General features: G+C 37.7%; 16 protein-coding genes and 1 pseudogene. All 17 read right to left on the minus strand.

Annotated elements, in window-relative coordinates:
• Nucleotides 1-12 precede the first annotated feature (12 nt).
• Nucleotides 13-282, minus strand: a pseudogene (locus tag MSSIT_RS15600) (UPF0228 family protein).
• Nucleotides 283-380: 98 nt separating this feature from the next.
• Nucleotides 381-764 (minus strand): UPF0228 family protein, encoded by a 384-nt coding sequence (locus tag MSSIT_RS15605; RefSeq protein WP_230626495.1) that lies wholly within the window; start codon nt 762-764, stop codon nt 381-383.
• A gap of 162 nt (nt 765-926) precedes the next feature.
• The gene (locus MSSIT_RS15610) at nt 927-2,243 is read right to left on the minus strand and encodes a YVTN family beta-propeller repeat protein (RefSeq protein ID WP_082089039.1); all 1,317 of its coding nucleotides are present in this window, start codon (nt 2,241-2,243) and stop codon (nt 927-929) included.
• A 173-nt stretch (nt 2,244-2,416) separates the two neighbouring features.
• Nucleotides 2,417-3,115 (minus strand): UPF0228 family protein, encoded by a 699-nt coding sequence (locus MSSIT_RS15615; protein ID WP_231590561.1) that lies wholly within the window; start codon nt 3,113-3,115, stop codon nt 2,417-2,419.
• 194 nt (nt 3,116-3,309) lie between these two features.
• Complete coding sequence (locus tag MSSIT_RS15620; RefSeq protein WP_231589892.1) at nt 3,310-4,263, minus strand: GTPase - sulfate adenylate transferase subunit 1; 954 nt, start codon at nt 4,261-4,263, stop codon at nt 3,310-3,312.
• Entirely contained in the window at nt 4,260-4,544 is a 285-nt protein-coding gene (locus tag MSSIT_RS25010; protein ID WP_048173494.1) for a hypothetical protein, read from the minus strand. Before MSSIT_RS25010 ends, MSSIT_RS15620 begins: the two co-directional genes overlap by 4 nt.
• 736 nt (nt 4,545-5,280) lie before the next feature.
• A complete protein-coding gene (locus MSSIT_RS15630) occupies nt 5,281-6,609 on the minus strand; it encodes a YncE family protein (protein WP_048173495.1) in 1,329 nt (442 codons plus the stop codon).
• 104 nt (nt 6,610-6,713) lie between these two features.
• Complete coding sequence (locus MSSIT_RS25400; RefSeq protein ID WP_269430792.1) at nt 6,714-6,845, minus strand: hypothetical protein; 132 nt, start codon at nt 6,843-6,845, stop codon at nt 6,714-6,716.
• 41 nt (nt 6,846-6,886) lie between these two features.
• The gene (locus MSSIT_RS15635; protein ID WP_048173496.1) at nt 6,887-7,423 is read right to left on the minus strand and encodes a UPF0228 family protein; all 537 of its coding nucleotides are present in this window, start codon (nt 7,421-7,423) and stop codon (nt 6,887-6,889) included.
• Between the two features lie 27 nt (nt 7,424-7,450).
• Nucleotides 7,451-8,659 carry a C39 family peptidase gene (locus tag MSSIT_RS15640; RefSeq protein WP_048173497.1) on the minus strand — a complete coding sequence of 403 codons (1,209 nt, stop codon included), beginning with the start codon at nt 8,657-8,659 and terminating at the stop codon, nt 7,451-7,453.
• 728 nt (nt 8,660-9,387) lie between these two features.
• On the minus strand, nt 9,388-10,764 hold the full coding sequence (locus tag MSSIT_RS15645; RefSeq protein ID WP_082089040.1) for a YncE family protein: 1,377 nt from the start codon (nt 10,762-10,764) through the stop codon (nt 9,388-9,390).
• 225 nt (nt 10,765-10,989) lie between these two features.
• Nucleotides 10,990-12,987 carry a PKD domain-containing protein gene (locus tag MSSIT_RS15650; RefSeq protein ID WP_231589894.1) on the minus strand — a complete coding sequence of 666 codons (1,998 nt, stop codon included), beginning with the start codon at nt 12,985-12,987 and terminating at the stop codon, nt 10,990-10,992.
• A 360-nt stretch (nt 12,988-13,347) separates the two neighbouring features.
• Nucleotides 13,348-14,571 carry a cysteine peptidase family C39 domain-containing protein gene (locus MSSIT_RS15655; protein ID WP_048173498.1) on the minus strand — a complete coding sequence of 408 codons (1,224 nt, stop codon included), beginning with the start codon at nt 14,569-14,571 and terminating at the stop codon, nt 13,348-13,350.
• A 1,057-nt stretch (nt 14,572-15,628) separates the two neighbouring features.
• Entirely contained in the window at nt 15,629-16,291 is a 663-nt protein-coding gene (locus MSSIT_RS15660) for a UPF0228 family protein (protein WP_231589896.1), read from the minus strand.
• Nucleotides 16,270-17,574, minus strand: coding sequence for a beta-propeller fold lactonase family protein (locus tag MSSIT_RS15665; protein WP_048173499.1), 1,305 nt, complete (start codon nt 17,572-17,574; stop codon nt 16,270-16,272). Before MSSIT_RS15665 ends, MSSIT_RS15660 begins: the two co-directional genes overlap by 22 nt.
• A gap of 288 nt (nt 17,575-17,862) precedes the next feature.
• On the minus strand, nt 17,863-18,399 hold the full coding sequence (locus tag MSSIT_RS15670) for a UPF0228 family protein (RefSeq protein WP_011024107.1): 537 nt from the start codon (nt 18,397-18,399) through the stop codon (nt 17,863-17,865).
• Nucleotides 18,400-19,033: 634 nt separating this feature from the next.
• Nucleotides 19,034-20,419 (minus strand): YVTN family beta-propeller repeat protein, encoded by a 1,386-nt coding sequence (locus MSSIT_RS15675; protein ID WP_048174942.1) that lies wholly within the window; start codon nt 20,417-20,419, stop codon nt 19,034-19,036.
• Nucleotides 20,420-20,460: the final 41 nt, after the last annotated feature.

The raw sequence follows: 20,460 nt of genomic DNA on the forward strand, positions 1-20,460 counted from the left end.
TATGTATCTAAATTACTGATCATTAATGTAGTCAATAGATACGGAAAAAATACTTTCATTATTTTCGAGCTCATTTTTCATTTTGACTGCATCTTCCTCCGGAATCCAATACCTGGATCCGTCCGGCTTTTCAAAGCGAATATAGCATCAGACGAACTTTTTCACCTGAGTGTCATATTTATTCAGTATCGAAAGAAACTTTTCATCATTGACAGCCTGTTCGGATACCGCGATTACGTAAGAATCTCCTCTTCTGATGCCAGTAGCAGAAGAAGATATAATCCAATATAATTTGGATTCGGTTAAGGATTTTGTTTACCCTAAATTGGCTACTCATATTTGAACCGAATATTGATTTCCAATTTTGTAGTTGACGGAAATTACAATAAAAATAACACATTTGTAATGATTCGTATCCTAACCGAATCCAAATGAATCCAATCTTTATTCTCTTCCTCCATCTCTTTTCTCAATTCGCATCTTATATCTCGATTATCTTTGTCTACCATAATGTAGTATTTGTTTCCCACAGAACCCGTGTTGCAATCTATGCTATAGTTCGTAGTCATGTTATAGTTTTCAAGAACAGTTTTAACTTCCGATTCGTAAGTTCCGTCTTCGAATCGGATGTTCATACCACCCACCTTAAGCTCATTGTTAGCTGGCGTTCTAATATCACTTGGTGGGTTTGTAAACAATCCCAAAAGCACTACGAGAGTTAGAAATACAATAAAAATAGTTATTTCCTTGCCGATTTTGCTCATATCAACCACTCAAAAAGGTGAGGAGTTTAATCCCTCTCTTATACACGGTTAATTTATACGGTTAATTTTAGAACCAGAGGTTTCAATAGTTTGTTTATTAAACCAGAAAGGAAATGAATAATTATAAGTCGCTAGCGATCCGATTATCCAAGTCTGTATTAGTTAGTCCTTCCTGAGTTTCCACCCTCCATACAGACAGGTCAGGCTTCCCAATAACCCGAATCCTGGAGTAGAGTTATTTTTGCTCGATTCATTTTCACCTGAGCTATTACCATTATCTGGTTCTGAATTATTATTGTTTGAATTATTTAGTTCGACAGTGCTTTTTTCTTCAGATGACAGATTAGTTTTTTCAACATCTACATCTTCAGTTGCATTGGAGGTTACCCTTGTGCTTTGATCAGTTACATTAGAATCTATAAAATGGCCAAAGGCAACTCCTGATGGATGATATCCTACATTTACAGTGGCTATAACATTATTTGTGGCTACGTCAATTACGGAGAGGTTATTGCTGTCATAATTCGCCACATATACTTTTGTTCCATCTGGATCGACTGCAACTCCATTTGGATGAGTTCCTACAGAAATTGTAGTTGTAACATCATTAGTTGCTGTGTCAATTACGGAAACCGAGTCATCTTCCCAGTTCGTTACGTATACCCTTTTTCCATTCGGAGTGACTGCAACTCTACCAGGACGATTCCCCACAGAAATTGTAGTTGTAACATTATTAGTTGCTGTGTCAATTACAGAGACATTATTACTGCGAGCGTTCAACACATAAACTTTTGTTCCATCTGGAGTGACTGCAACTCCAATCGGAAAATTTCCTACATTTACAGTGGCTATAATATTGTTTGTAGCCGTGTTAATTACAGAAGTAGTGTTGCTGCGACGGTTCGTGACATATAGTTTCGTTCCATCTGGATTGATAGCCACTGCCCAAGGATCAGTTCCAACATTTAAAGTATCTATCACACTGTTTGTGGCTGTACTAATTACTGAGACAGTGTTACTGTCACGGATCGCCACATATGCCCTCGTTCCTGTCGGGTTAATGGCAACTCCACAAGAACTTCCTCCTACATCCACTGCGGCACTTCGTGTATTTGTTTCTGTGTTAATTACAGAGACAGTAGTGCTACCTATACTTGAATCTGTCACATATATTTTCGTTCCATCTGGTGTGGCTGCAACTTTGCCAGGGTAGCCTTCAATCTCCACCATGGTTGTAAGATTATTAGTTTTTGTGTCAATTACAAAGACAGTGCCAATGTTGATGTTTTTCCCCGGACTTGTCACATATGCAAATGGAGCTGCGCCTGCTATGCCTATCAGTATTAAAATCGCAAGTGAAGTTATTCCAAAAGCTCTTATGAGGGTATATCCTCTGCATGCTTTATTAGACCTTGTCACAAATGGGAATGGAATCGAAAATGTGTTGATATGTATTGTTGAGATAGTTTTACTTTTCATCTTTTTCCCCAAGCAGTGTTTGTTTTCATGCCAGTGCCATTATCAAAAAATTTGGACGTAGGATATCTTTCTAAAATCTTCATCAATTTAAGTCAATTTCAGGATAAAACAAACGAGTTACAAGACAAAATAATTTCAGGTGAAACAGTTAAATCTAATTTTCAGGCAGCCTCTTAGGTCGTGGGGTCATATGGAGGATAAAGGTAATCAAATCGTATAGTAAAAATATTTTCATTTTGTTCGAGTTCATTCTTTAACCTTGTTGCATCTTCTTTCGAAATCCAGTACGTCAGAGGTCCATCACTATAAAGAAAACGGATATCACACCAAACAAACTTTTCCAATTGAAGATTATATTTACTTAACATCATAATAAAATTTTTATTATGAATAACTCGTTCAGATATTGTAATTATGTAATAATTTCCTTTTTCGATAGCTGGAATAGGTTCAGTCCAAGTTTTCTCTTTTTCAAGTTTACCTTTTACATCTGTTATATTTTCTTTGTTCACCATTATGTAATATTCCGGATAATGATTAGCGTCAAATGTTATTCTATAGTTCCGAGTCATGTTATAGTTTTGAAGAATGGATTTTACTTCAGACTCAGAAGTTCCATTTTTAAATTGAATAGCCATACCAGCTACTTGAGATTCAGGATCTAGAGTAGATGTATTAACTGGAGTAGATGTATTAACTGGAATAGATGTATTAACCGGTGTAGATGTATTAACTGGAGTAGATATATTAACTGGAGTAGATGTATTAACTGAAGTAGATGTATTAATTGGAGCTTGTGTAAATAGTGTCCATAAGAGTAAGAGACTCAGCAAAACAATAAAGGCAACAATTTCCTTTCTAACATTACTCATTTCTACCACACCGCAAGTGATGATGTGTTTTAGTTATTCATCGTTTTGATTACGTGGATATAGTAACGAGTATCCTTTGTAACTTTAAAAAATTTGCACTGAGGATCTCGATAAACCCCAATTTTTAGCTGGTTATGTGTAAAAACTATAATCAACAGTTAAAACCGAAGTTCATCAAACTCCTCTAAGGAATTTTAAGAAGGTCTCACATATATACGTGCGACTTCGTTATTAGCACCACAGCGTTCAATCGTATATGAGCCAGATCCAACAGGCTTTGGATCAATAATATACATATAAACTAATGAACCAGATGATAAGTATCCATAACAAAGTCGAAAATGCCCTTTAATCAGACTCATAAAAGGCCTGTTATTGTTAATTTCACCGACTGCATCCATAGAACTAAGCGTATAATCATCATCTGTGCCTCGTTGTCCTAATCCACCCTGTTGCTGAGTATAGTAACAATAACCTACAGCGTCGGAAATTGAGAGTCCTCCACTCAGATTATTATGGTCATGCCATTCCTGAAAATCATAGATGTAATCTTGGGTCCGATATATGTCACATATGTATTCACCAATCGTTTGGCAACATGCGCAACCACAGTAAACATCGTTTTCTTGTCCACGCTTGGTAACAGGAAGCGTAATACCACTTGCTTTTGGCGTTACCGCGTCAGCACTTAGTTTTTCAATATTTTCTTCCGTGACTGCCGCATTAATATTGACTCCTTTATTAGCCGCTGCTTGTTCTATAGATTTCGTGAGTTGATCACTTTTCTCCCACTCTTTTAAATTCTCTTCCACTCCATTCTCCCATTTCATCTCATACATTGACCAAACTCCAGGCTCGGTTTCAGTTGCAGGTTTATCTTCTACCTCTTCAAGAGTATATGCATCTACAAATATCCGGTGTTTAACTCCAGTGACTTTATCTTTTATAATGGTCATTGCCCCGATACTTGGATAGCTGTATACAACCATTTTAGTTGATTTGATTTCCCCATCTGGGTATTCATTTTTAGCGATTTCTTTTGACTTCTTCATGGCTTCAGCCACTTTATAAGTTTCAGGATCAAATGCAATGTCGTTGAATGAGTTTCCCAGCGTTTTATTGGCATAAATGTCAATTGTACCTATCAATTTTTTTCTTTGTATACTGAGAATTGATAAAATAATTTCTGACCATTTATGTCATAAAGCTCAACCGGTTTGGGATCAACAGATGCACCGGTCCAGTTTTCAAAGCCTGGTGCATCGGCTGCTATGAAACTTATCATGTTCGCACTGGCATGCTTAAAAGCTTCCTCAGCAGTTACAGAATAATCTTTTTCTGCCTGTGCACTCACTGCCGGTATTAACACCATACCAACCAGCAGTGTTGCTAAAACAAGTATACCTACTCCAATTTTATTACGGTTCATTACTCTATCTCCTGTGTATCTTATAACCAGGAGGCAGAATCAGGCAAGTTAAGCCTTAAATACAGACAAAGCTAACATAACTCATACCTTTAGGGCGTGTTTTGTGGAGTTCGGGCGGTACCTGGAAAGCACTTCTGAACTCCATAAATCCCTCTTATCTAACTCCTTATAAGTTTTCTGTGTAAATTCTCAAACAATTCGATTTTCGAACTGATTTTGAATCTGTAATTGCCTGTAATAGTTCCTTGACCTTGACAGTTTGATGATTTGGCCAGAAATTATATAAATAGGTATATTGTCTCATTATATATTCAAGTACTTCTCTATAAACTTCCCAATTCTACTGAATATTCTCATATATTGATTTTTATTTAAATCTCACAGTTTTGCCACATAGAATCAGTGTTTGTATCTTATGGGGATCTTTATATATCATAAACCTTCGAATTTTTGGCATGTCTATTTAAAAATTAGGTCTCCTATATTTTAGACAAATTATGACAAAATATCGCTCACGCTCTCACCTGCGGAATGGGTTTTTCCCAGCTCCACCTTAACAAGAGCACCTCTCTTCAGGTCACCAAAGCCAAACTCGACAGCCTTCAGATAGCCGGTGTGGAATTAATGATCCATAGTGCCCGGACTACCATATTACCATATCCAGTACGACCGCTACCAGCCCGTGCTGCAATACAATCATTGTTGTAATAATCAAAAAATTGAATACGGCGGATAATTACCTTTTCCCAAGTTTCCAACCTCCATAAAGGCAGGTCAGGCTTCCTAATAATCCAAAAACTGGCGTAGAATTATTTTTGCTCGATTCATTTGTATTTGAGCCATTATCCTTACCAGATTCTGAATTATTTTCATCGCTGTAATTATTTAGTTCGACAGCGTTTATTTCTTCAGATGAAGAAATATTAGTTTCTTCAACTCCCATATCTTCAGTTGAACTGGAGGTTTCCTCTGTGCTTTGGACAGTCATATCAGAATCTGTAGGAGGTACAATTACAACACTAGTAGGGTGGACTCCTACATTCACCGTAGCCGTAACAGTGTCCGTGTCTGTGTCAATTACGGATACATTGTCGCTTTTGGCTTTTGTCACATATACATTTTTTCCGTCTGGTGTGACTGCAACTCCTAAAGGAGTAATTCCTACAGGAACTGTGGCTGTAACAGTGTTATTTACTGTGTCAATTACAGAAACAGTGTTACCGGAATCATTGAAGTTACCAGAGATTGTCACATATGCCTTTTTTCCATCAGGACTGACTGCAATATCACTGGGGGTATCTCCATCTCCTACGGGCACGGTGGCCGTAACATTGTCTGCAGTTGTGTCGATTACAGAAACAGTGTTGCTGCCTGTATTAGTCACGTAAACCTTATTTCCATCAGGAGCAATTGCAACTTCATAAGGACTGTCTCCTACAGATATAGTGGTTGTAACTTTGTTTGTAATTGCGTCAATTACAGAAGTAGTATTGTTGAAAATGTTCGTAACATAGATTTTTTTTCCGTCAGGACTAATGACAACATTACGAGTAATCATCCCCACATTAATCTGTTCCATTAAAGTATTTGTAGCTGTGTCAATTACAGAGATATTGGTGCTATCACGGTCCGTCACATAAACTTTTGTTCCTGCAGGGTTGACTGCAACTTGCATTGGATAACCTCCTACATTCACTGTAGCACTAACCGTATTTGTCGCTATGTCAATTACCGAGATAGTTGGACCGAATCCTGGAGTTGCCACATATACCTTTGTTCCTGCAGGGTTGACTGCAATATCTCTAGGCCAGCCTTCTACAGGCACTCTGGCTGTAACATTGTTAGTTGCTGTGTCAATTACAGCGACATTATGAGTAGGAAGAGTACCATTATAATTCGTATCGTAATAATAACCTCTCTGATCATAATCTCCCAGATTTGTCACATATGCAAACGGAGCTGCACCTGCTACTCCTATCAGTATTAAAACCAGAAGTGCAGTTATTCCTAAAACTCTTGTGAAAGTATGCTCTCGATATGTTTTATTACATGTTATTTCTTCCATTTTAAATCCCAACTTATGGACTCATTAAAAAGCAACAACATCAGCGACTCCCTCATAGATTCTATTCATACCAGCACTTAAAAATGAGGGGGGGTAAATCCCATTTATATATGGTTGATTTTTGAATCAGAGACTTCTATTGTTTTTGTATCGGACCAGAATCTAAATGCATATACTTTTCCAACGACTTTTGGTTGTCCAACCCATGTAACTTCTTTTTGAACTTCCACTCCCATATTGGCAAGCCAAGCTTCCCAATGATCCGAAGCTTGGAGTATTACCCTTCAATATAATCCAGGCCTACAGTCAAAACTTTCTCATTTGTTTCAAGCTCATTTTTTATCCTAATTGCATCCTTTTCCAGAACGCAATTCTTACCCACAACCCATTCCGGTGACCCATCTCCAAAATGGACATAACACACAACAGCCTTTTTCAATTGAAGGTTATTTTTTTCCAGTATTGTAAGAAAATTTTCATCTGGAACAAATTCTGCAGATAACATAATTATGTTATAATTTCCTTTTTTGAGTTCAACTACAGAAGTCCAGTTTTCATCTTTCCTCAATTCATTGATTTTATCTTCATCTGCTTTTATGTAGTACTTTCCACGCGAAATATTAGAATTGTAGTCTATGGTATAATTCACAGGTATGTTGTAATTTTCAAGAATGGCTTTAACTTCCGGCTCAGTAGTTTCATTCTCAAATTGAATAGATAAAGCAGCTACTTTAGCTCCTTGAGATTGCATCATCAGTACTAGGATAATTAGAAAAACAATAAAAACAACTACTACTTTGCTAATTTTACTCATATCAATCGCCGAAAAAAATGAGGAGTTTTAACTCCTCACATATATACGGTTAACTTCAGAACCAAATGCTTCCCAATAAGGTATACGGAAATACACAGGGTTAGGATCACCTATACGCAAATACTCATCCGAACCACTTATTTTGTATCCACGACACATTCGAGCATGGCCATCAACTGCACTCTTGAAAGGCCTTCCATTGTCAATCTCATTAGTAGCTTCTTCAAAGTTAATAGAATATTCTACATATGAATTAGGTTTATTTAATCCGTTGCTTGAATGATAATAAAGTAACTGCTGGGAATTATTTACCCCGTTAGGGGCTACCCCATCCATCATTTCATATATAGTAGTTTGGTGAGGACTTTCATCATTGTAATATTTAGTAAGCATTTTGGCAGTTGCTGGACCACAGTAGTAACTAGTTATTTGCGCATATACAGTAGCACCGAGATCTACTTCAACATCAGTCCTCGATTTTGTTATATCGGCACTGAGTTCTTTAATCTTTTCTTCAGTGACTGCCTCATTAATACTAACTCCCTTGGTAGCTGCTGCTTGTTCTATAGATTTAACAAGTTCATCACTTTTTTGCCAGTGTTCTAGATTATTTTCTATCCCATTCTTTAATCTCTGCTCATATATTGACCATATTCCGGGTTCGGTTTCAGTTGCGGGTTTATCTGGTACCACATCAAGGGTATAAGCATCCACAAATATCCGATGTTCATCTCCTGTAGTTTTGTCCTTTACTATAGTCATTGCTCCTACGAGAGGATAATCGTATACAACCATCTGGGTTGATTTGATTTTTCCATCTGGGTATTCATTTTTGGCGATTTCTATTGATTTATTCATAACTGTAGTGGCATCAAAAGGCTTTGGCTCAAATAAAACAAGTTGGACTGTTTGCCCAAGCCTTTTATCTGCAGCAATGTCGATTATACCTATCAGGGTTTTATTTTTATAGACCGAAAATTGATAATACAATTTTTGACCAGTTGGATCGTAAAGCTCCAATGGTTTGGAATCAATAGATGCCCCTGTCCAGTTTTCAAATCCTGATGTGTTAGTTGCGATAAAGTTTATCATGTTTGCATTGGCATGCTTAAAAGCTTCCTCAGCAGTTACAGAATAATCTTTTTCTTCCTGTGCACTTACTGCCGGTATTAACACCATACCAATCAGCAGTGTTGCTAAAACAAGTATACCTACTCCAATTTTATTACGGTTCATTACTTTATCTCCTGTGGATCTTATACCCAGGAGGCAGAATCAGGCAAGCTAAGTCTTAAATACAGACAGAGCTAACATAACTCATGCCTTCAAGGCGTGTTTTGTGGAGTTCGGGCGGTACCTGGAAAGCATTTCTGAACTCCATAAATCCCTCTTATCTAACTCCTTATAAGTTTTCTGTGTAAATTCTCAAACAATTCGATTTTCGAACTGATTTTGAGTCTGTAATTGCCTGTAATAGTTCCTTGACCTTAACAGTTTGATGATTTGGCCAGAAATTATATAAATATGTATATTGTCTCCTTATATATTCAAGTACGTCTCTATAAAATTCTCAGTTCTACTGAATATTCTCATATATTGATTTTTGTTTAAATGTTACAGTTTTGCCGCATAAAATCAGTGTTTGTATCTAATGTAGGCCTGTATATATTATAAACCTTTGAATTTTTGGCATGTCTATCTCAAAATTAGGTCTCCTATATTTTAGACAAATTATGACAAAATATCGCTCACACCCTTACCTGCGGAATGGGCTTTTCTCAGCTCCACCTTAACAAAATACCTTTCTCCAGGTTACCAAAACCAAACTCGACAGTCTCCAGAGGGCCGGTATGGAATTAATGATTCATATGTGCCCGAACTGCCATATCCAGTACGACCGCTACCAGCCCGCGCTGCAATACAATCATTGCTGCAATAATCAAAAAATAGAATACGGCGGGTAATTACCTTTTCCCAAGTTTCCACCCTGCAGACAGGCAGGTCAGGCTTCCCAATAATCCGAAGCCTGGCGTAGAATTATTTTTGCTCGGTTCATTTTCATTTGAGCTATTATCCTTACCAGATTCTGAATTCTTTTCACCGCTGTAATTATTTAATTCGACAGTGTTTATTTCTTCAGATGAAGAAATATTAGTTCCTTCAATCCCTCTGTCTTCAGTTGAACTGGAGGTTTCCTCTGTGCTTTGGGCAGTCATATCAGAATCTGTAGGAGGTACAATTACAACATTAGTAGGGTGGACTCCTGCATTCACCGTAGCCGTAACAGTGTCCGTGTCTGTGTCAATTACGGATACATTGTCGCTGTTGGCGTTTGTCACATATACATTTTTTCCGTCCGGTGTGACTGCAACTCCTAAAGGAGTAATTCCTACAGGAACTGTGGCTGTAACAGTGTTATTTACTGTGTCAATTACAGAAACAGTGTTACCGGAATCATTGTAGTTACCAGAGATTGTCACATATGCCTTTTTTCCATCAAGACTGACTGCAATATCACTGGGGTTATCTCCTACGGACACGGTGGCCGTAACATTGTCTGCAGTTGTGTCGATTACAGAAACAGTGTTGCTGCCTGTATTAGTCACGTAAACCTTATTTCCATCAGGAGCAATTGCAACTTCATAAGGACTGTCTCCTACAGATATAGTGGTTGTAACTTTGTTTGTAATTGCGTCAATTACAGAAGTAGTATTGTTGAAAATGTTCGTAACATAGATTTTTTTTCCGTCAGGACTAATGACAACATTACGAGTAATCATCCCCACATTAATCTGTTCCATTAAAGTATTTGTAGCTGTGTCAATTACAGAGATATTGGTGCTATCACGGTCCGTCACATAAACTTTTGTTCCTGCAGGGTTGACTGCAACTTGCATAGGATAACCTCCTACATTCACTGTAGCACTAACCGTATTTGTCGCTATGTCAATTACCGAGATAGTTGGACCGAATCCTGGAGTTGCCACATATACCTTTGTTCCTGCAGGGTTGACTGCAATATCTCTAGGCCAGCCTTCTACAGGCACTCTGGCTGTAACATTGTTAGTTGCTGTGTCAATTACAGCGACATTATGAGTAGGAAGAGTACCATTATAATTCGTATCGTAATAATAACCTCTCTGATCATAATCTCCCAGATTTGTCACATATGCAAACGGAGCCGCACCAGCTACACCTATCAGTATTAAAATCAGAAGTGCAGTTATTCCTAAAACTCTTATGAAGGTATATCCTCTGTATGCTTTATTAGATATTGCTGCAGATGGAAGTAGAATAGAAAAAGTGTCAATCGATATCGTTGATATAGTTTTGCGTTTCATCTTTTCCCCAAACGATGTTTATCTTTCATGTAACGTCATTATCAAAAGTGCGGATTCGGGATATTTTTCTAAAATCTTCATTAATTAAGTCAATTTCAAGACAAAAGTAAACGGTTGCAAGGTGAAATAATTTCAGGATAAAAACATATTTTAGCCCAATTATCCTGTTTTTCTTTTTGGGATATCGTTCTTATGTATAAATATCTGTATGTTTCTTTACTCGATTCAGATTGATTTTTTACAGAGGAACAATAAAATAATGGAAAAAGTTAAAAAATTAAATTTATCGGGAATCGTATGGGGAGCAGTTTGTACGTTGATCTCACGCGTCTTTGAAGCTGTACCATTTGCATTGCTAATCGTCAGGTTAACAGTATAGGTTCCTTCTGAAGAGTAAATATGGACCGGGTTTTGATTCGTAGAATTATCTCCGTCTCCAAAGTCCCAGTTCCATGCAGTTACAGTCTGAGGAGAACTGTCATTAAACTGGACCGAGAGAGGCGCATAACCGGATGTGATATTGCTGCTGAAATTTGCGACAAGATGTGCTGGTTTCTCTGGATTTGCTTTCAGAATAACTAGACCATTACCAATGCCGGCTACATAGACGTAATTGTCTGAAGCCGAAACACCCCATGCAGACCCAACACTATTGCAACTTCCTTTTATATTTGGGGAAGAAGGATTACTTATATCAACAATCGAAAGACCTTGGTCATTGGTTATATAAGCATAATTGCCTGAAACCGAAATACCCCAAGTGGATTCGGTAAAATTACAACTTCCCTTCATAATTGGAGAAGAAAGGTTGCTTATATCAATAATCACAAGACTATGATTACCGGTTACATAGGCATAATTATCTGAAACCGAAACACCACAAGCAGATCCGGTAATATTGTGACTTCCCTTTATAATTGGAGAAGAGGGATTGCTTATATCAACGATCACAAGACCCCGATTATTGGTTACATAGGCGTAATTGCCGGAAACTGAAACACCAAGACCTCCAGTAGTATTGCAACTCCCCTTTATAATTGGAGAAGAAGGGTTGCTTATATCAATAATCACAAGACCACTATCGTCATCGACTACGTAGGCGCAATTGTCTAAAACCGAAATACCTCTAGCACGCCCGCCAGTATCATAACTTCCTTTGAGAGTTGGAGAAGAAGGATTGCTTATATCAACAATCATAAGACCTTGGTCCCAGTCGGTTACATAGGCATAATTGCCGGAAGCTGAAACACCGTAAACAGATCCGACACTATTATAACTTCCACTTAGAATTGGAGAAGAAGGATTGCTTATATCAATAATCATAAGACCATGATTATTGGTTACATAGGCATAATTGCCTAATATTGAAATATCTCCAGCACGTCCGTTTGTATCATAACTCCCTTTGAAAGTAGGAGAAGACGAGTTACTTACATCAACAATTACAAGAGCGTTTTCGTAATCAGCTAAATAGGCATAATTGCCAGAAACTGAAACGCTTAAAAAATATCCATTATTAGTAGATCTGGGAGGAGCATACCTTCCTTTTAGAATTGGAGACGACGGATTGCTTATATCAACAATCACAAGACCATTATCCCAATCGGCTATATAGGCGTAATTACCTGAAACCGAAACACCGTAAGCCAATCCACCAGTATCGCAGCTTCCTTTAAGAATCGGGGAAGAAGGGTTGCTGATATCCACAATTGCAAGACTATGATTATCGGTTACATAGGCGTAATTGCCAGAAACTGAAACACTTTTAGCACGCTCGCCTGTATTGCAGCTTCCTTTTAGAATTGGAGAAGATGGATTACTTACATCGATGACTACAAGACCATTATTGTCATCGACTATGTAGGCGTAATTGCCCGAAATTGAAATACCCCTAGCAGATCCAACATCATCATAACTTCCTTCTCTAATTGGAGAAGATGAGTTGCTTATATCAACGATCACAAGACCACTATCACCATCGGCTACATAGGCGTAGTTATCGGATACTTTGATATCATTTACGAAACCTTTTGTCATAATCTTACTCACTAAAACAGGCGAAGAAGAATTAGTGATATCTAGTATCAAAAGATCCTGTCCCTGTCCAACGTAGGCGTAATTTCCAACGATATCAACGGCATCTATTTGCCCGCCAAAATGTCCCATCAATTCCATGTTAACTCCAGGAGTAGCTGTTGCCCCGGCGGCTGATCCCGTAGTCATCGCCAAAAATGCAACAAACATAAATAGATAAATTTTTTGTCTATTCATTTCCATTAATTAGGCCGCCTATCTTTCAATTAAGATTACTTGGATATGATATCCGCAACGTAATGACCTGTGAAACTTACTATTCGTAGGAACTTCTATTGACGATTATGATAATTGAAAATTAAGATTTATGATATCGGAAATACACAGAGGTTGTTCTATGACGATTTCACAATAACGAGTGCCTTTGCAATTCTAAAAAATATACATCGAGGATCTAGATAAACTCCAATTTTTGGCTGGCTATTATAAATTATAAGCAACTATAAGCAACCGTTGAAACCGAAGTTTATCAAACTCCTCTAAGGAATCTTAGGAAGGTCTCACATATACACGCGCGACTTCGTTATTAGCACCACAGCGTTCAATTATATATGAGCCAGATCCAACAGGCTTTGGATCAATAATATACATATAAACTAATGAACCAGATGATAAGTATCCATAACAAAGTCGAAAATGCCCTTTAATCAGACTCATAAAAGGCCTATTATTGTTAATCTCACCAATGACGCCCATAGAACTAAGTGTATAATCATCATCTGTGCCTCGTTGTGCTAATCCTGACCAACTTTTACAATAATCTACAGCGTCGGGAATTGAGAGCCCTCCTTTCAGATTATCCGGGTCATGTCCTTCAAATTCGTAGATGTAATCTTGTGTCTGATATATATCACATATGTATTCACCAATCATTTGGCAACATGCGCAACCACAGTAAACATCGTTTTCTTGTCCACGCTTGGTAACAGGAAGCGTAATACCACTTGCTTTTGGCGTTACCACGTCAGCACTTAGTTTTTCAATATTTTCTTCCGTGACTGCCGCATTAATATTAACTCCTTTATTCGCCGCTGCTTGTTCTATAGATTTTATGAGTTGATCACTTTTCTCCCACTCTTTTAAATTCTCTTCCACTCCATTCTCCAATTTCATCTCATACATTGACCAAACTCCAGGCTCGGTTTCAGTTGCAGGTTTATCTTCTACCTCTTCAAGAGTATATGCATCTACAAATATCCGGTGTTTAACTCCAGTGACTTTATCTTTTATAATGGTCATTGCCCCGATACTTGGATAGCTGTATACAACCATTTTAGTTGATTTGATTTCCCCATCTGGGTATTCATTTTTAGCGATTTCTTTTGACTTCTTAATGGCTTCAGCCACTTTATAAGTTTCAGGATCAAATGCAATGTCGTTGAATGAGTTTCCCAGCGTTTTATTGGCATAAATGTCAATTGTACCTATCAATTTTTTTTCTTTGTATACTGAGAATTGATAAAATAATTTCTGACCATTTATGTCATAAAGCTCAACCGGTTTGGGATCAACAGATGCACCGGTCCAGTTTTCAAAGCCTGGTGCATCGGCTGCTATGAAACTTATCATGTTCGCACTGGCATGCTTAAAAGCTTCCTCAGCAGTTACAGAATAATCTTTTTCTGCCTGTGCACTTACTGCCGGCATTAACACCATACCAATCAGCAGTGTTGCTAAAACAAGTATACCTACTCCAATTTTATTACGGTTCATTACTTTATCTCCTGTGTATCTTATACCCAGGAGGCAGAATCAGGCAAGCTAAGCCTTAAATACAGACAAAGCTAACATAACTCATGCCTTTAGGGCGTGTTTTGTGGAGTTCGGGCGGTACCTGGAAAGCACTTCTGAACTCCATAAATCCCTCTTATCTAACTCCTTATAAGTTTTCTGTGTAAATTCTCAAACAATTCGATTTTCGAACTGATTTTGAGTCTGTAATTGCCTGTAATAGTTCCTTGACCTTGACAGTTTGATGATTTGGCCAGAAATTATATAAATATGTATATTGTCTCCTTATATATTCAAGTACTTCTCTATAAACTTCCCAATTCTACTGAATATTCTCATACATTGATTTTTATTTAAATCTCACAGTTTTACCACATAGAATCAGTGTTTGTATCTTATTGGAGTCTTTATATATTATAATCCTTCTAATTTTTAGCATATCTAGTTATGCATTAGGTAACCTATATTTTAGACAAATTATGACAAAATATCGCTCACACCCTTACCTGCGGAATGGGCTTTTCTCAGCTCCACCTTAACAAAATACCTTTCTCCAGGTTACCAAAACCAAACTCGACAGTCTCCAGAGAGCCGGTATGGAATTAATGATCCATATGTGCCCGAACTGCCATATCCAGTACGACCGCTACCAGCCCGCGCTGCAATACAATCATTGCTGCAATAATCAAAAAATAGAATACAGCGGGTAATTACCTTTTCCCAAGTTTCCACCCTACATACAGGCCGGCCAGGCTTTCCAATAACCCGAAGCCTGGAGTAGAGTTATTTTTGCTCGATTCATTTCCACCTGAGCTACTACCATTATCTGGTCCCGAATTATTGTCCTAATGATTGAATTCGATAGCGTTTATTTATCAGGAGACGATAAGTTCGTTTCTTCAACTCCTTAACTTCCAGTTGCATTGGAAGTTGTCCGTGTGTTTTGATCAATCATGTTCGAATTAATAATAAGGCCTACTGGCAACTCCAGTAGGGCAGATTCTGCAGTCACCGTTGCCGTAACAGTAATACTGTCAAATCAAGGATAAAGGTAACTAAGCTGTACAGTAACAATATTCTCTTTTTGTTCAAGATCGTTTTTTATTCTTATTGCTTCTTCTTCCGGAATCCACCATTTCTTAGATCCCTCATAAAAACGAATTTCGCACCAAACAAACCTTTTTAACTGAAGATCGTATTTATCCAGTATTGCAAGGAAATTTTTATCATATGTAGCTTGTTCAGAGACAGTAATAATATAATAATTACCTTTTTTGATAGTGGGAACAGACTTAGTCCAATTGTTTTCTTCTCCAAATTCGTCTCTTACATCTGTTATTTTATCTTTGTCCACCATTATGTAATATCTTTCATCTGTGCTATTTGTATCATATTCCATACTATAGTTTATAGTTATGTTAGAGTTTTGAAGAGTAGTTTTTACCTCAGACTCAGAAACTCCATCTGTATATTGAATATACAGGCCACCGACTTGTAATCCAGGAACCGGAAAAGATGTATTAACTGACGGTTTCGTGTCAATTGTCGTTTTTATAAATAATACTGCAATTATTATGATAGTCAGGAAAGCAATAAAAAAAATAATTTTCTTTGAAATTTTATTCATATCAACATCTCCCCAAAAAAGAAAATTTCGATAACTTCTGCCTTTTGACTGGCTCACTTCTTCCTGAACTTCCAACCTCCGTAAAGGCAGGTCAGACTTCCTAATAATCCAAAACCAGGAATAGAGTTATTTTTGCTCGATTCATTTTCACCCGAACTATTACCATTCTCGGGTTCTGAATTATTAGTATCATTGTAACTATTATTGTTTGAGTTATTGAGTTTGATATCGTTTATTTTTTCAGAGGATGATAAATTAGTTTCTTCAACTCCCATATCTTCAGTTGAACTGGGGGTTGCCCTTACACTTTGATCAGTCATATCAGAATCTGTAAGAGGCCTAATGGCAACTTTAGTAGGATAATTTATAGTATATTTTCCTGCATTCACAGTCGCTGTAACTTTGTTTGTTGCCGTGTCAATCACTGAGACATTGCCGCTTTTGGCGTTTGTCACATATACCTTTTTTCCATCCGGTGTGACTGCAATTCCCATTGGCTGTTTTCCTACAGGCACTGTGGCTGTAACTTTGTTTGTTACGGTGTCAATTACAGAAACATTGTTGCTCTGCCAATCTGCCACATATATTTTTGTTCCATCCGGGGTGATTGCAATATCACCAGGACCGTCTTCTACAGACACAGTGGCTGTAACTTTGTTTGTTGCCGTATCGATTACGGATACGTCGTTGCTGCCTGTATTGGTTATATACACCTTATTTCCATCAGGACTGACTGCAACATCAGTAGGATGGTCTCCTACAGGCACGGTGGCTGTAACTTTGTTTGTAACCGCATCAATTACAGAAGTAGTGTTGTTGCGACTGTTCGCAGCATAGATTTTTTTTCCATCCGGGGTAACTGCGACATTAACAGTACTTATCCCCATATTAATAGTGGCCGCTACGCTGTTTGTGGCTGTGTCAATTACTGAGATGCTGTTGCTGTCATTATCCGCTATACTGTAGCGATTCGTCACATAAACCCTTGTTCCTGTCGGGTTGACTGCAACTCCCCATGGATAACTTCCTCCTGTGTTCACTGTGTCACTAACCTTATTTGTTGCCGTGTCAATTATTGAGACGGTTGGATCAAATCCGGTTGCCACATATACTTTTGTTCCTGCAGGGTTGACTGTAACACCTGCAGGCCAGCCTCCCACAGGCACCAAGGCTGTAACATTGTCAGTTGCTGTATCAATTACAAAGACAGTTCCGGTATCGACCCCCAGACTCGAAACATATGCAAATGGGGCCGCACCTGCTACTCCTATCAGTATTAAAATCAGAAGTGCAGTTATTCCTAAAACTCTTATGAGAGTGTGCTCTTGATATTTTTTATTACATGTTATTTCTTCCATTTTAAACCCCAACTTATGAACTTATGAAAAAGTAAAGACATGTAACGACATCATCGACTCCCTCATGGATTCTATTCATACCAGTACTTAAAAAATGAGGGGAGCATAAATTCCACTTATGTACGGTTGATTTTTGAATCAGCGACTTCAACTGTTTTTATATCAGACCAGAATCTAAATGCATATACTTTTCCAACGACTTTTTGTTATCCAATCCACCGTAACTTTTTTGAACTTCCACTTCCATATTGGCAAGCCAAGCTTCCCAATGACCTGAAGCTTGGAGTATTACCCTACAATATCATCCAGACCTACAATCAAAACTTTCTCATTTGTTTCGAGTTCATTTTTTATCCTGATTGCATCCCTCTCCAGAATACAATTCTCTCCAACAACCCAGGGCGCTGATCCATCTCCAAACTGGATATAACACACAACAGCCTTTTTCAACTGAAGGTTATTTTTTTCCAGCATTGCGAGAACATTTTCATCTGGAACAAATTCTTCAGATAACATAATTATGTTATAATTTCCTTTTTTGATTTCAACTACAGAAGTCCAGTTTTCATCTTTCCTTAATTCATATATTTTATCTTCATCAACTTCTATGTAGTACATTCCTCGCCCAATATTAGAATTATAGTCTATGGTATAATTCACGGGTATGTCGTAATTTTCAAGAATGGCTTTAACTTCCGCCTCACTAGTTTCATTTTCAAATTGAATAAGTAAACCAGGTGTTTTAACTTCTTGAGATTGCATCATCAGTGCTAAGAAGGTTAGAAGAGCAATAAAAACAACTACTACTTTGCTAATTTTATTCACATCAATCACCGAAAAAAATGAGGAGTTTTAACTCCTTACATATATACGTTTAATTTCAGAACCAAATGCTTCCCAATAAGGTATCGGAAATGCACAGGGTTAGGATCACCTATACGCAAATACTCATCCGAACCACTTATTTTGTATCCACGACACATTCGAGCATGGCCATCAACTGCACTCTTGAAAGGCCTTCCATTGTCAATCTCACTAGTAGCTCCTGCAAAAGTCACATACAGATAAAGCTAACATAACTCATGCCTTCAGGGCGTGTTTTGTGGAATTCTGGCGGTACCTGGAAAGCACTTCTGAACTCCATAAATCCCTTTATATTGGTTCTTTAAATGTTTTATGGCCAAATCATCTAACAATTCGATTTTCTAACTAGTTTTGAGTCTTTAATGGTCTGTAATAATTCTTTTTCCTTTGATAGTTTGATGATTTGGCCAGAAATTCTATATATAAGCATATTATCTCATTATATATTCAATCACTTGTATACAAACTTCCTGATTCTACTGTATATTCTCATATATTGATTTTTGTTTAAATATAACAGTCTTACCGCATAAAATCAGCGTTTGTATCTTATGTGATCCTGTAATTGCTGTAATAATCAAAAAATAGAATACGATTATCTTTTCCCAAGTTTCCAACCTCCATAAAGGCAGGTCAGGCTTCCTAATAATCCAAAACCTGACGTAGAATTATTTTTGCTCGATTCATTTGTATTTGAGCCATTATCCTTACCAGATTCTGAATTATTTTCATCGCTGTAATTATTTAGTTCGACAGCGTTTATTTCTTCAGATGAAGAAATATTAGTTCCTTCAATCCCTCTGTCTTCAGTTGAACTGGAGTTTGTCTCTGTGCTTTGGGCAGTCATATTGGAATCCTTAAGAGGCACAATTACAATCCCAGTAGGGTAGATTCCTGCATTCACCGTAGCCGTAACAGTGTCTGTGGCTGTGTCAATCACTGAGACATTGTCGCTTTCTGCGTTTACCACATATACCTTTTTTCCGTCCGGTGTGACTGCGATTCCCATGGGCCATTCTCCTACAGGCACTGTGGCTGTGACAGTGTTTGTTTTTGTATTAATTACAGTGACGCTTTCATTGTAGAAGTTTCCTAAATATATCTTATTTCCATCTGGACTGATTACAATTTCATGAGAAGAAGTTCCTACAGGTACAGTGGCTATTATATTATCAGTAGCTGTGTCAATTACAGAGACAGTGTTATTGTTAGCTACATATACTTTATTTCCATCAGAAGTGACTGCAGCACGATGAGGCGAGTTTCCTACAGGCACAGTGGCTATTACATTATCCGTGGCTGTGTCAATTACAGAGACAGTGTTGCTGCCATAGTTAGGTACGTATACCTTTTTTCCGTCCGGTGTGATTACACCTTTATAAGGACTGTCTCCTACAGATATATTGGCTGTAACTTTGTTTGTAGCCGCATCAATTACATAGATAGTGTTGTTGTTACAATTTTCAGCATAGATTTTTTTTCCATCCGGGGTAAATGCAATACTATAAGTACTCGGCCCCACAATAATCGGTGCCATTAAAGTGTTTGTCGCTGGATTAATTACAAAGATGTCAGTGTAGTCATGCTGTTTCGTTACATAAACTCTTGTTCCTGCAGGGTTAAATGTAATTCTTGCAGGATAACTACTACCTAAATTTACTTTGGCACTAACCTTATTTGTGGCTGTGTCAATTACATAGACAGTGGAGTCGGAAGGCGAGTCCACCACATATATCTTTGTTCCTGCAGGGTTGACTGCAATTCCTACAGGCCATCCTCCGCCGAGAGGCACTCTGGCTGTAACATTGTTAGTTGCTGTGTCAATTACAGCGACATTAGGACCTCTCTTATCATAATCTCCTATATTTGTCACATATGCAAATGGAGCTGCACCTGCTATGCCCACCAGTATTAAAATCGCAAGTGCAGTTATTCCAAAGGTTTTTATGGGAGTTTTTTCTCTGCGTGCTTTATTAGACATTGCCACAAATGAGAATTGAATAGAAAATGTGTCAATATGTA

Origin of the sequence: Methanosarcina siciliae T4/M (genome assembly GCF_000970085.1) — an archaeon.
In the GTDB taxonomy this organism is placed as follows: Archaea; Halobacteriota; Methanosarcinia; order Methanosarcinales; family Methanosarcinaceae; genus Methanosarcina; species Methanosarcina siciliae.

Excerpts from the sequence above, each read along its gene's own strand:
- MSSIT_RS15605 (WP_230626495.1), bottom strand. The coding sequence starts at position 764 with ATGAGCAAAATCGGCAAGGAAATAACTATTTTTATTGTATTTCTAACT.
- MSSIT_RS15610 (WP_082089039.1), bottom strand. The coding sequence starts at position 2,243 with ATGAAAAGTAAAACTATCTCAACAATACATATCAACACATTTTCGATT.
- MSSIT_RS15615 (WP_231590561.1), bottom strand. The coding sequence starts at position 3,115 with ATGAGTAATGTTAGAAAGGAAATTGTTGCCTTTATTGTTTTGCTGAGT.
- MSSIT_RS25010 (WP_048173494.1), bottom strand. The coding sequence starts at position 4,544 with ATGAACCGTAATAAAATTGGAGTAGGTATACTTGTTTTAGCAACACTG.
- MSSIT_RS15630 (WP_048173495.1), bottom strand. The coding sequence starts at position 6,609 with ATGGAAGAAATAACATGTAATAAAACATATCGAGAGCATACTTTCACA.
- MSSIT_RS25400 (WP_269430792.1), bottom strand. The coding sequence starts at position 6,845 with ATGGGAGTGGAAGTTCAAAAAGAAGTTACATGGGTTGGACAACCAAAA.
- MSSIT_RS15635 (WP_048173496.1), bottom strand. The coding sequence starts at position 7,423 with ATGAGTAAAATTAGCAAAGTAGTAGTTGTTTTTATTGTTTTTCTAATT.
- MSSIT_RS15640 (WP_048173497.1), bottom strand. The coding sequence starts at position 8,659 with ATGAACCGTAATAAAATTGGAGTAGGTATACTTGTTTTAGCAACACTG.
- MSSIT_RS15645 (WP_082089040.1), bottom strand. The coding sequence starts at position 10,764 with ATGAAACGCAAAACTATATCAACGATATCGATTGACACTTTTTCTATT.
- MSSIT_RS15650 (WP_231589894.1), bottom strand. The coding sequence starts at position 12,987 with ATGACTACGGGATCAGCCGCCGGGGCAACAGCTACTCCTGGAGTTAAC.
- MSSIT_RS15655 (WP_048173498.1), bottom strand. The coding sequence starts at position 14,571 with ATGAACCGTAATAAAATTGGAGTAGGTATACTTGTTTTAGCAACACTG.
- MSSIT_RS15665 (WP_048173499.1), bottom strand. The coding sequence starts at position 17,574 with ATGGAAGAAATAACATGTAATAAAAAATATCAAGAGCACACTCTCATA.
- MSSIT_RS15675 (WP_048174942.1), bottom strand. The coding sequence starts at position 20,419 with ATGTCTAATAAAGCACGCAGAGAAAAAACTCCCATAAAAACCTTTGGA.